Genomic DNA, 14,480 nt, shown 5'->3' with positions numbered 1-14,480 from the left:
ATAAATTCAAGGTGAGGCGCCAACGAGCGTCAACGCTGAGACACATCACAAGACAGGGTATCCTCATGGCTGAACAACAAACCGCGGCAGCCTCTGGCTCGCGTAAAAAGTGGTATCAGGCGGTTCCCGACCCCATGGTGCTAATCTTTATTATTCTGGTTGCTACCTATTTTCTGACCTTCATTATCCCCGCTGGTGAGTTTGAACGTGTTACCCAAGATGGCCGAACGGTGGTGGTGCCGGGCTCTTTTGCCTACTTGGAAGACGTTGCCAACATCCCACTCTTCAATATTTTTGTGGCGATTCCTGAAGGGCTTATCTCCGCCTCGCAGTATCTATTTATCGTCTTTATCGCCGGTGGTCTGTTTCATATTCTGCAAAAGACCGGCGCGTTAGAGAACGCGATCGGCGTAGCGGTTAATCGTGTTGGCGTTGAGCGGCGTAACGTGATTATTGTCGTCGGTACCTTTATCTACGGCTTTTTTGGTGTCGCCGTCGGGTTTGAAAACAACATTGCATTAGTCCCCATTGCGGTTCTCATCGCCAGCGCCATTGGCTGCTCCAGTTTGGTGGGTACCGCTATGGCCGTTGGTGGTATTGGGATTGGTTTTGCGCTCTCGCCCATCAATCCCTATACCGTGGGGGTTGCTCAAGGGATCGCGGAACTGCCGACCTTCTCTGGCGCTTGGCTACGTACGTTGCTGGTGCTTTCGTCACTTGCACTGCTCTCGCTGTATATCTGCAAACGCGTCGTCAAAATGGAGTTTGAAGAGCCGGATAACGCGGAAGCACTGAGCAAGCCGCTTAGCGAATACTCTCTCACCAAACGCAACATTCTTACGATGGTCGTGTTTGTGGGTGGACTAGTCGCTATGCTCATTGGCGTGTTCACTCGCGGTTGGTATATCAATGAAATTGCAGGCACGTTCCTGCTGCTGGCGATCATCATTGGCGCCTTAAACGGCCTATCGGCGAACGGCATTGTTAAACAGATGATGGAGGGCGCAGCCAGCGTGACCGCAGGCGCGCTGGTGATCGGGGTGGCAGCCTCTATTCAGGTCATCCTTGAGCAAGCAGTGATTATTGACACCATCGTTAACTCGCTGAGCGCTATGATCGACGGCATTCCGTCAATATTTTCCGCGATTATGGCCAGTGTGGTGCAGGGTATTATCAACCTCTTTATCCCTTCCGGTTCTGGTCAGGCACTGGTGACAATGCCCATTCTGATTCCAGTGGCGGATCTTGTGGGTATGAGCCGTCAACTGATGATCACTGCATTCCAAGTCGGTGACGGCTTAACGAACCTGATTGTTCCCACGTCTGGCGGCACACTCGCCATGCTGGCGTTGGGGCGCGTCTCATACGCCCAGTGGTTGAAGGCGATTATGCCCTTTATGGCGTTGGTGTATGTATTAGCCTGGGTAGGGTTGGTGATTGGCCATCTCGTGGGTTACTGAACAACATAGGAAACCGCGATGACGCTTTCACTTGTTCATTGCAATCCTGACACGGGCACCGTCGCTACCATCACCGCTACAGGCGGAGTGGCGGTGGGAGGCTATGTACATCACTGTTGGCGAGGCATTGGGGCATGCGCCACCCAAGGGCGCTTTACCAACCCGTGGTACCCAGCTCGGATATACGAAGCACTTGCCGCGGGCGCCAGCGCCCGGCAGGCGCTTAGAGCCGCCGTTAGCGAGGACAGCGACTCAGGGTTCCGCCAATGCTTGGTGATGGATTCTCAGGGCCGCACATCAGTACATTCAGGTGCAGAGAATATGCCTGAAGTGGCTGAAACCTGCTTCCCTAGCGTCGCTGCCGCTGGGAATATGCTGCAGAGCACCGAGGTCGTGAGGATTTTTGCAGAGCAATTTTTACGCCTTAGCGCCACTAATAGCAGCGCTGCCATTCAGCGCGACGAGTCGCCCCGCTTCCCTATTCATCACGACCAACATCTGCTTACGCATCTGATTGATGCTCTTGATGCTGCTCTATCAGCGGGTGGCGATAAGCGCGGTGCGCGCTCGGCCGCGCTGCGTATCGAATCTTTTCATCAAGCGCCTATCGATTTGCGCATCGACTGGTCGGAGGACGTCGTCGGCGCATTGCGGGCGTTAGTCGATGAGTTTATGGCCGAGAACTTTCAAGCCTTTTGGCGTCAACTGCCGCTGCGCTAAAAGCATTTCTACTCTTTTGCTGGCCCCTCTGCCAGCACCTATTGGAGAGTTTATGATCAACACGGTTGCTCACACTGCTTTTAACCAAGGCGAACTGGGAACGGCATTGATTGAACGCCTGGACGAAGCTGCCCAATACTCTGAGCCAGGCCCCGGTGTCACGCGACTGTTCTGCTCCCAGGCGCATCGTCAGGTACTGCCGCTAATCAGCCTCTGGATGGAACACGCGGGGCTTACTCCCCAACTGGATGCCGCCGGCAATCTTGTGGGTCGCTGCCCCAAGGCTCAAGCGGGTGAGAAAACCTTCATTATGGGATCTCATCAAGATTCAGTGATAGAAGGCGGCAAATACGACGGCATGCTGGGCGTGGCCCTACCGCTATTGGCCTTGGAGGCACTTAAACGCGAAGGCGTGACGCTGCCATTCGGGATAGAAGTGGTCGCGTTTGGCGACGAAGAGGGCGTTCGCTTCCCTACCACGCTGGTCGGCAGTAAAGCGCTGGCCGGGAGCGTGACACCTGACCAACTGGAAGCCCAGGATGCCGAGGGAATCTCTCTGCGAGAGGCATTAATAGCCTTCGGTTGCACACCTGAGGATATCCCCGCTACCGCCCGCGACCCTGCCAACACCTTGGGATTTTTAGAAGTACATATTGAACAAGGGCCAATCCTGGAACAGCGCGATCATGCCGTGGGGATCGTTACGGCTTTAACAGGCATTGAACGCCACCAAGTCACGCTAAGCGGCAAGGCCGGACACGCAGGCACTACACCGATGGGCATACGTCATGACGCGCTAGTCGGCGCGGCGGAAATGGTGCTTGCCATCGATAGCGTACTGCAGAATACCGATGAGTTGGTCGGCGTGGTGGGCAGGCTCGATGTCCACCCCAATGCGGTCAACGTTATACCTGCTCAGGTAACGTTCACGATAGAGCTGCGCTCACCCAAAGCGAGCATTCGCCAGCAAGGGCGAGACGTCGTAACAGCCGCCTTAACGGAAGTCGCCACTCGCCGCGGATTAACCATTAATATTGAAAACACTTACAGCGCCGATGCGGTGGCCTGTGCAGACTGGATGATGACCGCCCTCGAACAGGCGTGCACCCAGGTTGGCCAACCGGCAGAGCGAATGTTTAGCGGCGCTGGGCATGATGGCTTAGCGATGCAGGCATTAACCGATATCGGCATGCTGTTTGTACGCTGTAAAGATGGGCTTAGCCACCACCCAGACGAAGCTATTACCGCCGAAGACGGCGAAGTCGCGACGCGAGTGATCATGGCATTTTTACAGCAGTTGCCACGTCCATAGCGTTTTCCGCCCTCAGCCCGTTACGCTAGTGGCTCAGGTAAAAAGCCTCGGCGTACCTGAGCCTCCTGCTGATTCATCACTTGTTGGGCATCAAGCATATGCTCGCGCATGATGTTATAGGCGCTTTCGGCATCGCCAAGCTCAATGGCATCCAAAATTTCTGCATGATAACGACAGCCAGTCTGTCCTAAATCGTGGGTAACTGGCTCATAGAGACGGTGATAAATCGTCAGATCTGAGAGCACCTGTATGGTGAAGCGGATAATAAATGTCAGCAGTTGATTGCCACCGGCCAGTTCAGCGAGCATTAGGTGGAAATGCAGCGAATCAAGATGTTGCTGACGCTCAGTCTCACTATCGTCCGCAGGGTCTGCGTAACTATGCAGGCTTTCACGTAAACGCACCATATCACTGGCAGCCACTTTACCGGCTAACGAAGCGGCTAGTTCAGGCTCTAACGCCAAGCGTATCTGGTAGATATCCTTGATTGATATCTCTTTGAAAAACAGGTAATTACTTAATAGCGATACCGCTTTGGCCTCGCTCATCTCACGCACAAAAGCGCCGCCTCCGGGCCCTGTGCGAGTTTCGACCAACCCCTGGGCTTCCAGTACTCGCGTACTCTCGCGCACTGTCCCTTTCGACACCTGCAGGGTCTCCATCAGTTCCGACTCGCTAGGTAGCCGGTCACCCGGCTTTAGGTGCCTGTCCACGATCCAGCATTTAATGGTTTCCGCCACCTGATAAGGGCGGCGCTGAGGGGCGTTTTTTAACATGCTATCAACAACATCCTTGGTAATAAGCAGCAAGAGTACCAGAGAGATCGCGAGTTTGGATGCCACATAAAAGGTTATCTAGCGCATAAATACGTTTAAAAATATCTGGCTGGCACTAACTAGTAAACTGGTCTATTCTTGTGCGTACTATTTCATCGAAGCATTCAAAAGGAGCTTAATTGATGGCTTTCGAAACACTGTTTACTCCCCTCCAACTGGGTAGCCTATCGATTCCTAACCGGGTTGTTATGGCGCCACTGACACGTGCGCGTACACCCGATAGCGTACCGGGTGAAATTCAGGAAGCTTACTATGGCCAGCGCGCAGGAGCGGGACTGATCATCAGCGAAGCCACCAACATATCTCCCACTGCCCGTGGCTACGTGTATACACCCGGTATTTGGACGGATGAGCAGGAAACAGGCTGGAAAGGCGTTGTTGACGCAGTACACGCCAAAGGTGGCCGTATTGCTCTGCAACTGTGGCACGTTGGGCGAGTTTCTCACGAAATGGTTCAACCTGACGGCCAACAGCCGGTAGCACCGAGTGCCTTGAAAGGCGAAGGCGCCCAGTGTTTCGTAGAGTTTGAAGATGGCACCGCGGGTCAGCACCCCACCAGCACGCCACGTGCGCTGGAAACCGACGAGATCCCAGGCATTGTTGCCGACTATCGCCAAGCGGCCGAACGCGCCAAGCGTGCCGGCTTTGACATGGTCGAAGTCCACGCCGCGAACGCCTACTTGCTTAACCAGTTCCTGGCGACGGGCACCAACAAGCGTACCGACCAGTATGGCGGATCGCTGGAAAACCGTGCTCGCTTCCCGCTGGAAGTGGTTGATGCGGTGATTGACGTTTACGGGGCTGACCGGGTCGGCATCCGTATGACACCATTTATCGAGTTGTTTGGTTTGACCGACGATGAGCCGGAAGCGATGGCATTTTACATGGCCGAGCAGCTTTCCAAGCGCGGCCTTGCCTACCTGCACCTGAACGAACCCAACTGGGCCGGTGGCGATATCACCTTCCCCGATGGTTTCCGCGAGCAGATGCGCGAACGCTTTAGCGGCAGCCTGATCTACTGCGGCAACTACGACGCCGAGCGCGCCGATAAACGCATCAGCGAAAACACCACTGATGCCGTGGCCTTTGGCCGCCCCTACATCGCCAACCCCGACTTGCCGGAGCGCTTCCGAGTTAACGCACCACTCACCGAGCCGAACCACGAAACGTTCTATGGCGGTGATGAGAAGGGATACACCGACTATCCATTTATGAATAATGGCTATGACCGTATCCAGTAACGACCAAGAGTGATTTTTATCACCACTCCTTGTTCAGCCTGTGGCTGAACAAGGCGTTTTTCCTGCGAAACGCTATACGCGTGGTTGCTGCTGAGTTATGCAGTGAATGTTCCCGCCGCCAAGCAGTATTTCCCTTGCCGCAACGCCGATCACCCTCTTCGTGGGAAATAACCGGGATAGAATGCCTTTGGCCTGTTCATCGTAACGAGGATCCAGCAAGGGCATCACAATGGCCGAGTTACTAATATAAAAGTTGACGTAAGAGCCTGCCATGCGATCCCCAGGTAAGCGGGGATGCGAGCTGTTGAGGCGATCAATCCCACTGGCCTCATCCTCGGCAATATGTAGAGGGCCTGGCTGGGGCAGCTTATGAATAGTGAGCCGCCTACCTTGAGCATCCGTGGCGTTTTCCAGCACACGCAAGGCTTCCCGGCAAATAGCGCCCTGGGGATCTTGCTCATCCTCACACCACGTTAGCGCAACATGGCCTGGCGCAATAAAGCAGCACAGGTTGTCAACGTGGCCATCGGTCTCGTCGAGATAACAGCCACGCGGTAACCAGATGATGTGACTGACACCTAAATACTCCTGCAGCCAGTGTTCGATCGTGGCGCGGCTCATCTCCGGATTACGATTAGGATTCAGCAAGCACTCTTCCGTGGTGATGAGCGTACCTTCACCATCCACATGAATGGCTCCTCCTTCTAATACGAGCGGGGCCTCGAATCGTTGAATACCCAGCATCTCACTGATTTTACAACGAACCCGCTTGTCTTTGTCCCATGGGAAGTAGAGCCCCTCCTTCAACCCGCCCCAGGCATTGAACTCCCAGTCCACCATGGCGAGTCGCCCATCGGGATGGGTAATGAAGGTGGGGCCAACATCGCGCATCCAAGCATCATTGCTGGACAACTCAACCACCCGAATATGCGCAGGCAACTGATTACGGGCATTTTCATACTGCTCATCGTTGACACCCACGAAGACCGTCTCGCTCTCAGCAATCGCCACAGCCACATCCACAAAGGCTTGCTGAGCGGGCTTCGCACCGTAGCGCCATGTATCTGGGCGCTGTGGCCACAGCATCCAGCAGGCTGCATGAGGCGCAAACTCCGCCGGCATTGAAAAGCCCAATGCTTTGGGTGTTAGCTCACGCGCCAGAGGTTCGGTGGCCGTTGTAGGAAAGGTCGGCGCGTGTTTCATATATTCCCCACCACTATAAAGAAGCCCGTTGCCACGGCAGCGGCTATTAAGACATAGGGAAGTTGCGTTAACGCATGGGCCATTGGCGTACACCCCGCCCCTTGGGCAGAAAGAACGGTAGAATCACCGTAAAAGCAGGCGTGGCTGCCAAAGGCACTGGCGGAGATTAAAGCCCCCACCACGAGCGGCATATGCGCATCCATACTACTGGCAAGCGGTAATACGATAGGCATCGCCACGGCAAACAGTCCCCAGAAGGAGGCGGTCGCAAAAGCGAGAAAGGCCATGGTGACAAAGACAACCGCCGGTAGCATACCCGCGGTCATTAAAGGCTGAACACTCTCGATCACATAGTTGGTTAAGCCAAGCAGGTCATTCACCTCCTTAAGCACAAACCCAGCCACTAGCGTGCCGAGTGGCATAATCATGGCTTTGAAACCATCTAGCGCGGTATCAAACGTATCGTTAAAGCTTAATAGCCGCTGCGCCGCGATAAGCACTAGCGTCACTGCAAGCGCCACAATCACGCCGCGCAGCACATCAATCTCAAAATACCAGGTGAAGAAAATCAGCGTCGCAATGGGAAGCAGAAAATTGAGCAGATGAGGGCGTTTTTTGCCTGTATCTTCTATTTCCAGCGCGCTGTCGTCAGCGCCATCTGGTTGCGGCTGCCCAGCTTCAGCGCGGGCCTCCGCTGCTCGCATTGGGCCAAGGTTGGGGATAATGCCCAGTGCCACCAGGGGCACCAGTGCCGCCGCTATCCAGGCGTAAAACATAAACGGTATGGCTTGGATGTACAGCTCCATGCCGTTACCAGCAACATTGTTCTCTTCCAGCAAACCGGCAAAGAACACAGCCCAGGTGGAAAACGGTACGAGAATACAGATCGGCGCTGCAGTGGAGTCAACGATATAGGCCAATTTCTCACGGGATATGTTAAAGCGATCGGTCACTTTCTTCATGGAAGCGCTAATGGTCAGCGCATTGAGATAGTCGTCGACAAAAATTATTAGACCCAGCCCCCACGTTGCTAACAAGCTTTGTCGGCGGGTATGGATGCGTCGGGTAACGGCATCACCAAAGCTTAACACCCCTCCGGTTTTTACCAGCAAGGCAATCAAGCTACCAAATAGCCCACACACCAGAATAATCCACGTCACCGTGTCATTACCCAATACCGATAGCAGTATATCCGACCCTTGGGTAATGACATTGAGGGGTTGAAACATTAATAAGCCTACCAGCGCTCCTGCCAGAAGGGACTCAATCGTGCGCTTGGTAATAATCGCCATGACTAAAACCACTAACGTGGGTATAAGGCTTAAAACTCCATACTCTTCCATTGGTTATTCCCCTTTATCGTTGTCGTAGGTCACTACTGAAGACGGGCGCTAGCGCCCGTCCCGAATAGCAGTGTTTATAGGTAACCATCCGCTTTAAGTGAGCGCGTGGTGGCGGCAAACGCTTCGTCGAGAATAGCAACGACGTCGTCGACTACTTGGCGCGTCCAGATCAGGGGCGGCGAGATGATATTGAGATGACCAACCGGCCGAATAATCAAACCACGTTTCTGTGCTTCAGCGGCCACGCGGTCACCCACGCGCGCGTCAACGGGAAGTAACTCCTTGGTCGTTTTATTGGCCACATTTTCAATCGCCATCATGAAATGACTGCCCCGTATGTCACCTACCGTTTCATGAGAGGCGAGCGTTTTGAGCTTGAATTCAAGATAGGGGCCAACTTCGCGAACATTCTCACAAATGCCTTCACGCTCAATGATTTCGATATTCTTAAGCGCTGCAGCACAACTAACGGGATGCCCGGAATAGGTGAAGCCGGTGCTCAATACCCCACCGGGGCCTTGAGGGGTACTTAATACCTCATAAAGAGCGTCAGATATCAGCGTTGCACCTAATGGGGCATACCCAGATGAAAGCCCTTTCGCCACATTGATAATATCGGGCTGGGTCTCAAACACGGCTTCTGAAGCAAAGAAGTGCCCTAAACGACCAAAGCCTGTCACCACTTCATCAGCAATGAACAGAATATCGTTGGCACGGCATATGGCCTGCACGCGGGAATGGTAGCCCTGAGGTGCCACCAATACGCCGCCCGCCCCCATAATGGGCTCAGCAATAAAGGCCGCTATGTTATCCGCTCCTAGCCGGTCAATGGTTTGTTCGAGCTCGTCGACCAAGTGATCACAATACTCGGCCTCACTCATCCCCCCTGGACGGCGATAGCAGTTGGCTTCGCTCAGATGGGTCACCAGATCAAGTGTATCGAACTGCCAGTTATTGCTGGCGATACCGGTCAGGCTCGCCGCCATGTAAGTGGTGCCGTGGTAGGCATTGGTGCGCGACAAGATCCGTTTTTTCGAAGGCTTGCCCAAGCGATTGAAGTAGTAATGCACAAGCCGGATGGTGGCATCGTTGGCCGTTGACCCGCCGCAGCTATAAAACACATGGTTCAAGTGGGCAGGCGCAAGCTCTGCGAGCTTGGCCGCCAGCTCGGTGGCCGGGGCATTGGAGAGATTGTTAAAAGTAGAAAAGTAGGCCATGCGTGTGGCTTGCTCGGCCATCGCCTGGCCAATTTCGGCACGGCCGTGGCCCACATTGACACACCACAGGCCGGCAATCCCATCGATAAAGCGGTTGCCGTGTGCATCTTCGACATAGATACCATCACTGTCGGTAATCAAGTCACAGCCTTTTTCATGGAACAAGCTGAAGTCGGTGAAGGGGTGAATAAAGTGATTTTTATCTTTTTGCCAAAGGTCTTGCGCGTCGTAAGAGCCTTTCGCCTGCTGTTGAGTCATCGTCATACCCTCGCTTATTAGGAAGCCGTTGTTGAGGTGACTTCACAGGCTAGCGGGGAAAACAGTGTCGGGAATATATCCCCATTGGGGTATATCGGCTGCGCGAAAGGCCTCCTATGGTGGATCTCCTTAACCCAACAAACACAACAGGAGACACGCCATGCAAGTTTCCATCGATGGTCAGCGATTGTGGTCAAGTTTAATGGCCATGGCAGAGATCGGCGCTACCCCCAATGGCGGCAGCAACCGCTTGGCACTGACCCCCGACGATACCGCCGGTCGGCAGCAGTTGATCGAGTGGTGCGCCGATATTGGCTGCCACGTGCGCAGTGATGCCGTGGGGAACCTTTTTTTCCGCCGGCCCGGTGCACGTGACGACCTTGAGCCCGCCGCTGTCGGCAGCCACCTGGATACCCAGCCGAAAGGGGGTCGTTTCGACGGCGTGCTGGGGGTTCTTGCAGGTCTGGAAGTGTTTCGCACCCTGCACGATCACCAAATCGTTACCGAACGACCTCTGGAACTGATCGTTTGGACGAACGAGGAAGGCAGCCGTTTTGCCCCCGCGATGATGGCTTCCGGCACCTATGCGGGGGTGTTTACTGTGGAGGAGACCCTAGCTCGCCAGGACGAACAGGGGATTAGTTTTGGACAGGCCCTTGAGGAGACAGGCATGAAGGGAAGCCTGCCTATTGGCGAGCCTCGGTTAGCCAGTTTTCTGGAACTGCATATCGAACAGGGGCCGGTGCTTGAAGAAGCGGCCCTCGATATCGGCGTGGTCACCGGGGTGCAAGGGATGCGCTGGTTTGACCTGACGATTGAAGGCAGCGCTGCCCATGCGGGCACCACTCCCATGGCATATCGTCATGACGCCCTGGCCGCGGCAGCCCGGCTCATCGATCGGCTATACGCCATCGCTGCCGACGACCCAAGCGGTGACAGCAAGGTGACTTTTGGCTGCCTGGAGGTCAATACGCCTTCTCGAAACGTGATTCCTGCCCAGGTCACCCTGACTGTCGATCTTCGGCATGTGCACGACGACCAACTAGACACGCTGGAGGCTCGCTTCTATAGCGAGCTGGATGCCTTGGTAGAGGCCTTTGGTGTCGTGGTAACACCGCAACGCCTCTGGAACTCCCCAGTGGTGGCATTTAATGACCACTGCATTGCATCCATCGAACAGGCCACAAGGGCACGAGGCATCGCTTACCGCCGAATGCTCAGTGGTGCGGGCCACGATGCGGTGTATGTATCACGGGTGGCACCCACCGCGATGATCTTCATTCCCTGCCGCGATGGCATCAGCCATAACGAAGCCGAGTACTCAACACCAGAGCAGTGTGCACTTGGCACCCAGGTGCTGTGCGACGCGCTACTGCATAACGCTAACTACCTTGAGGCTACCCAATGAGCACAACTTCCCCCACGAACCTAGCCGAGTGGCAAGCACTGGCGAAAACACTCTCCTTTGAAACCCGTGCCTATATCAACGACACCTTTGTCGATGCGCAGCGCGGAGCCACACTTACCACGGTGAACCCAGCCACCGGCAAGGTGTTGGCTGAGGTCGCCAGTTGCGATGACGCCGATGCCGAGCTCGCTACCCACGTAGCTCGACAGTCCTTTGACCAGGGGGAGTGGTCGCGCCTCTCGCCAGGCCAGCGCAAAGCCACGCTGCTTGACCTTGCAGCGTTAATGCAGGCCCATAAACACGAGCTTGCCCTGCTGGACACCCTGGACATGGGTAAACCGATTACCAGTGCGCTAGGGGATATTGACGGCGCCATCGGCTGCTTGCGCTATACCGCCGAAAGTATCGATAAGCTGTACGGTGAGGTGGCCCCGACGGGTGATCATCACCTCGGCTTGATTGTGCGCGAGCCACTCGGGGTGGTGGTATCCATCGTTCCCTGGAACTTCCCATTGATGATGACCGCCTGGAAGATCGCACCGGCATTGGCGGCCGGTAACAGCGTTATTCTCAAACCGTCAGAAAAGTCGCCGTTATCGGCGCTACGCCTTGCTCAACTAAGCCAACAAGCGGGCCTACCCGCCGGGGTGTTTCAAGTACTCCCCGGCTATGGCCACACCGTGGGTAAAGCGCTGGCCCTGTCGATGGAGGTCGACTGCCTCGCCTTTACCGGCTCCACTCAAGTGGGCAAACAGCTCATGCAGTACGCAGGCCAATCCAATTTGAAACGCGTTTATCTGGAGTGCGGTGGCAAAAGCCCCAACATCATCTTTGCCGACTGCAAAAATCTAGACGCCGCAGCTCAGCACGCGGCCGCGGCGATTTTTCATAACCAAGGTGAAGTCTGTATCGCTGGCTCGCGGCTATTGGTGGAAAACAGCATTCGCTACGCTTTCGTCGAGAAAGTGGTGGACGCTGCGGCTGCCATGCAACCAGGCGATCCACTCGACCCGCAAAGCTTTATGGGGGCGATGGTGGATGACACTCAATACCAACGAGTGCTTGATTATATCCGTCAGGGGCAGGAAGAGGGCGCCACGCTACGCTCGGGCGGGCAGCCGTTAGATGGCCCTGGACTCTTTATTCCCCCTACCGTGTTTGACGATGTCACCCCAGCCATGACGATAGGTCGCGAAGAGATCTTCGGGCCGGTGCTGTCTGTCTTTGGCTTCGATACCGAAGAAGAGGCCTTGGCACTTGCCAACGACAGCGACTACGGCTTGGCTGCCGCCGTCTGGAGCCAGGACATTGATCGTATTATGCGCGTCTCACGCAAGCTGCACTCCGGGCAAGTCTACGTTAACAACTGGGCAGGCCCGGACATGACAGTGCCGTTCGGTGGGGTTAAGCAATCCGGTAATGGGCGGGATAAATCGCTTCACTCGCTTGACGAGTATACCGAGATCAAAACCATCTGGATGGCGCTACAAACCTAGCACCTTAGCCTCTCAACTGCCGGGAAATGAGGGCCACGTGTTCAAGAAATAGCTGGAACAACTGCGATTGACTGGAGACATCCAGACGCTGGTAAATATGCTTGCGGTGTACCTTCACAGTGCCATCGCTGATATCCAGTTCCCGGGCCGCCGATTTGGTGGAGTGCCCTGCGAGCAACAGACGAACGATTTCCTGTTCACGTGCCGTTAAAACCTCTCGGCCAAAGCTTACGAAGGCAGCTTCCACCGGGGCGTCCTTTTCCAAGGTCGGCTGGAAGAGGACGCCCTGCCATTTCCAGAACTCCATCAACAAGGTTTCGATCATCGGCACCACATTCTTCAACACCTGCAATGCACGTCGTTTCAAGGGAGCTTCTGCCTGAAAGCCCAGCGATACCACCATCAAGACATCATCCCCCACACGTGCGAAGAGACCCACCTCATCCGCTAATCCTAACGCACGATAATAGTGAGCATAGTAATCACTGGATTCAAAACGATCAGGGGCTAGCTCCCGCAACCGGTGCACACCGCTATCCAGGCCACCACTCATGGCGGTAAAAAAAGGATCCAATAAATACGCACCGCTGAGGTAGCGATCTATCGCTTGAGGGCGATTTTCTGACGGGTAATCGTCGTGAATCAGTAGTGGTCTATGACGCCCTTTGTAGGTATTGATCAGAATCGTATCGAAACCGGTTAGCGCGCGCAGCACTTGCTCCAGACGAACGGGGAAATCGCGCTGTCCCGATGAGCGTACCAAGCTCGCCATATGCCGATGCCAAGCTGCACTTCCCGCACTTGCCAGAAAGGTACTATCGATATCATCGGTTGTTGAGCAGTATTTCATGAGTAGCGCTTCATTAGGTTGTTTGACAAAACAATACTGCCTTGCGCGAACACGGTAAACTCAGGCAATACAATTGACTCATTACGGCTCGTGATTACTTTGTGTTGAGCCTCTTGGATAAACGCTGCTAGGCTATTGATTCTTTCGTTTGAACATACAGGTAATGAATGCTTGCTTCGCTATTAGCGCTGCTGGTGTCTCTACTGCTCGTCGGCCTTGCCGCCACGACTGGGTGCGCACTTTCGGCCTGATGGTTGGTTCCGCGAACTAAGTAAGCCAAGCTGGACACCACCGAATATCGCTTTCCCCTTCGCTTGGGGCATACTGTATTTGTTGATGGCTATCGTCGCTTGGCGTATTTATATGGCGGATGACTCAGTATGGCGCTCAGCAAGCTTAGCGGCTTACGCGCTGCAGCTTATGGTCAATGCCGCGTGGTCGTGGCTGTTCTTTGGGCGTAAACAAACTGTCGTCGGCTAAATAAAGCCTGAGCGCTGATTAAAAAAAGGATTCTGAGAGTATGGATCGCACCACTACTATAATAGTACTCGCCTTCGCATCGCTGGTATTAGGCGCAATGGCAACAGCGATATTTATATATGTCATTGTGCCCTGGCGCCGCCGACGGCGCGCAGCGAAAGCGAAAGCCGCTGCGCCTCGTCCGGTACAAGCAGACAACTCTGAAAAAGCTCAAGAACCTGACACCCCTGCACCCTCAAAGCAAACTAAAAAAGTTAAGCAGCATTCGCTTTTTATAATCTTTGATCAACCCAGTGAAGATTCAGACGAGCGCCTTACCCAGTGGCTGCGGGAGAAAGACGCTCACTACGACGCGCTTAAGAAGATATTTTTAATCGACGGCCAACAGCCTTCCAACCCAGTCACTATCGCCAACGCCTTTCCACCGGGGGAAATGCCTGACCTGCTGCGCGGGGAAACCCATGAGCCCATCAAGGGTATTAGCTTATTAGTGAAACCACCGCTACGTAAGCGACGTAATCAACAAATGCATGTCTACGTAGAACTCGCCAAAGAGATGCAGACGGTGTTTAGCGGCAAAATGCTCAATGACGAGCGCGAACTCGCCACCGACAGCACCTTTGAGCAAATTATCGGCGAATAGATTTACAGAGCTA

General features: G+C 54.6%; 13 protein-coding genes. 8 read left to right on the top strand and 5 right to left on the bottom strand.

Translation table 11 applies throughout. The features are described 5' to 3' along the window. The first annotated feature begins 65 nt into the window (after positions 1 to 65). Genes K7H09_RS02075 through K7H09_RS02065 form a run of 3 tightly spaced genes read left to right on the top strand, consistent with a single transcriptional unit; the run spans position 66 to position 3,492 of the window. On the top strand, positions 66 to 1,460 hold the full coding sequence (locus K7H09_RS02075) for a YfcC family protein (RefSeq protein WP_022521668.1): 1,395 nt from the start codon (positions 66 to 68) through the stop codon (positions 1,458 to 1,460). An 18-nt stretch (positions 1,461 to 1,478) separates the two neighbouring features. Further along, positions 1,479 to 2,180 (top strand): DUF1028 domain-containing protein, encoded by a 702-nt coding sequence (locus tag K7H09_RS02070; protein WP_027957089.1) that lies wholly within the window; start codon positions 1,479 to 1,481, stop codon positions 2,178 to 2,180. Between the two features lie 52 nt (positions 2,181 to 2,232). Further along, positions 2,233 to 3,492 carry an allantoate amidohydrolase gene (locus tag K7H09_RS02065; RefSeq protein WP_081742642.1) on the top strand — a complete coding sequence of 420 codons (1,260 nt, stop codon included), beginning with the start codon at positions 2,233 to 2,235 and terminating at the stop codon, positions 3,490 to 3,492. 20 nt (positions 3,493 to 3,512) lie between these two features. Here K7H09_RS02065 and K7H09_RS02060 read toward each other — a convergent pair whose 3' ends face one another. Next, positions 3,513 to 4,268 carry a FadR/GntR family transcriptional regulator gene (locus K7H09_RS02060; RefSeq protein ID WP_027957091.1) on the bottom strand — a complete coding sequence of 252 codons (756 nt, stop codon included), beginning with the start codon at positions 4,266 to 4,268 and terminating at the stop codon, positions 3,513 to 3,515. A 182-nt stretch (positions 4,269 to 4,450) separates the two neighbouring features. Between K7H09_RS02060 and K7H09_RS02055 the strand changes: the two genes are divergently transcribed. Further along, entirely contained in the window at positions 4,451 to 5,569 is a 1,119-nt protein-coding gene (locus K7H09_RS02055) for an alkene reductase (protein ID WP_022521664.1), read from the top strand. A gap of 72 nt (positions 5,570 to 5,641) precedes the next feature. Here the strand turns inward: K7H09_RS02055 and aguA are convergent, their stop codons facing one another. From aguA to K7H09_RS02040, 3 genes are all read right to left on the bottom strand, one after another. Further along, positions 5,642 to 6,772 carry an agmatine deiminase gene (gene aguA / locus K7H09_RS02050; protein ID WP_051430584.1) on the bottom strand — a complete coding sequence of 377 codons (1,131 nt, stop codon included), beginning with the start codon at positions 6,770 to 6,772 and terminating at the stop codon, positions 5,642 to 5,644. Continuing rightward, positions 6,769 to 8,115: a Na+/H+ antiporter NhaC family protein gene (locus tag K7H09_RS02045; RefSeq protein WP_230803370.1), complete on the bottom strand. Its 1,347-nt coding sequence runs from the start codon at positions 8,113 to 8,115 to the stop codon at positions 6,769 to 6,771. Before K7H09_RS02045 ends, aguA begins: the two co-directional genes overlap by 4 nt. 74 nt (positions 8,116 to 8,189) lie before the next feature. Then, positions 8,190 to 9,596, bottom strand: coding sequence for an aminotransferase (locus K7H09_RS02040; RefSeq protein ID WP_230803368.1), 1,407 nt, complete (start codon positions 9,594 to 9,596; stop codon positions 8,190 to 8,192). 154 nt (positions 9,597 to 9,750) lie between these two features. Between K7H09_RS02040 and K7H09_RS02035 the strand changes: the two genes are divergently transcribed. Both K7H09_RS02035 and K7H09_RS02030 read left to right on the top strand, forming a co-directional pair. Next, positions 9,751 to 10,998 (top strand): M20 family metallo-hydrolase, encoded by a 1,248-nt coding sequence (locus tag K7H09_RS02035; protein ID WP_230803366.1) that lies wholly within the window; start codon positions 9,751 to 9,753, stop codon positions 10,996 to 10,998. Continuing rightward, positions 10,995 to 12,494 carry an aldehyde dehydrogenase gene (locus K7H09_RS02030; protein ID WP_230803364.1) on the top strand — a complete coding sequence of 500 codons (1,500 nt, stop codon included), beginning with the start codon at positions 10,995 to 10,997 and terminating at the stop codon, positions 12,492 to 12,494. Before K7H09_RS02035 ends, K7H09_RS02030 begins: the two co-directional genes overlap by 4 nt. A gap of 4 nt (positions 12,495 to 12,498) precedes the next feature. On the opposite strand, the gene K7H09_RS02025 is transcribed toward K7H09_RS02030, so the two are convergent. Then, a complete protein-coding gene (locus K7H09_RS02025) occupies positions 12,499 to 13,344 on the bottom strand; it encodes a helix-turn-helix transcriptional regulator (protein ID WP_022521658.1) in 846 nt (281 codons plus the stop codon). Between the two features lie 216 nt (positions 13,345 to 13,560). On the opposite strand from K7H09_RS02025, the gene K7H09_RS02020 reads away from it, so the two are divergent. Then, positions 13,561 to 13,824 carry a TspO/MBR family protein gene (locus K7H09_RS02020; protein WP_230803362.1) on the top strand — a complete coding sequence of 88 codons (264 nt, stop codon included), beginning with the start codon at positions 13,561 to 13,563 and terminating at the stop codon, positions 13,822 to 13,824. 40 nt (positions 13,825 to 13,864) lie between these two features. Then, on the top strand, positions 13,865 to 14,467 hold the full coding sequence (locus K7H09_RS02015) for a cell division protein ZipA C-terminal FtsZ-binding domain-containing protein (protein WP_039857361.1): 603 nt from the start codon (positions 13,865 to 13,867) through the stop codon (positions 14,465 to 14,467). The last annotated feature ends 13 nt before the right edge of the window (positions 14,468 to 14,480 follow it).

The sequence above is a fragment of the Halomonas sp. IOP_14 genome (assembly GCF_021021315.1).
In the GTDB taxonomy this organism is placed as follows: Bacteria; Pseudomonadota; Gammaproteobacteria; order Pseudomonadales; family Halomonadaceae; genus Vreelandella; species Vreelandella titanicae.
This window is presented reverse-complemented; position numbering and strand designations above follow the sequence as displayed.

Coding starts and splice junctions, on each gene's coding strand:
- K7H09_RS02075 (WP_022521668.1), top strand. CDS start 66: ATGGCTGAACAACAAACCGCGGCAGCCTCTGGCTCGCGTAAAAAGTGG.
- K7H09_RS02070 (WP_027957089.1), top strand. CDS start 1,479: ATGACGCTTTCACTTGTTCATTGCAATCCTGACACGGGCACCGTCGCT.
- K7H09_RS02065 (WP_081742642.1), top strand. CDS start 2,233: ATGATCAACACGGTTGCTCACACTGCTTTTAACCAAGGCGAACTGGGA.
- K7H09_RS02060 (WP_027957091.1), bottom strand. CDS start 4,268: ATGTTAAAAAACGCCCCTCAGCGCCGCCCTTATCAGGTGGCGGAAACC.
- K7H09_RS02055 (WP_022521664.1), top strand. CDS start 4,451: ATGGCTTTCGAAACACTGTTTACTCCCCTCCAACTGGGTAGCCTATCG.
- aguA (WP_051430584.1), bottom strand. CDS start 6,772: ATGAAACACGCGCCGACCTTTCCTACAACGGCCACCGAACCTCTGGCG.
- K7H09_RS02045 (WP_230803370.1), bottom strand. CDS start 8,115: ATGGAAGAGTATGGAGTTTTAAGCCTTATACCCACGTTAGTGGTTTTA.
- K7H09_RS02040 (WP_230803368.1), bottom strand. CDS start 9,596: ATGACGATGACTCAACAGCAGGCGAAAGGCTCTTACGACGCGCAAGAC.
- K7H09_RS02035 (WP_230803366.1), top strand. CDS start 9,751: ATGCAAGTTTCCATCGATGGTCAGCGATTGTGGTCAAGTTTAATGGCC.
- K7H09_RS02030 (WP_230803364.1), top strand. CDS start 10,995: ATGAGCACAACTTCCCCCACGAACCTAGCCGAGTGGCAAGCACTGGCG.
- K7H09_RS02025 (WP_022521658.1), bottom strand. CDS start 13,344: ATGAAATACTGCTCAACAACCGATGATATCGATAGTACCTTTCTGGCA.
- K7H09_RS02015 (WP_039857361.1), top strand. CDS start 13,865: ATGGATCGCACCACTACTATAATAGTACTCGCCTTCGCATCGCTGGTA.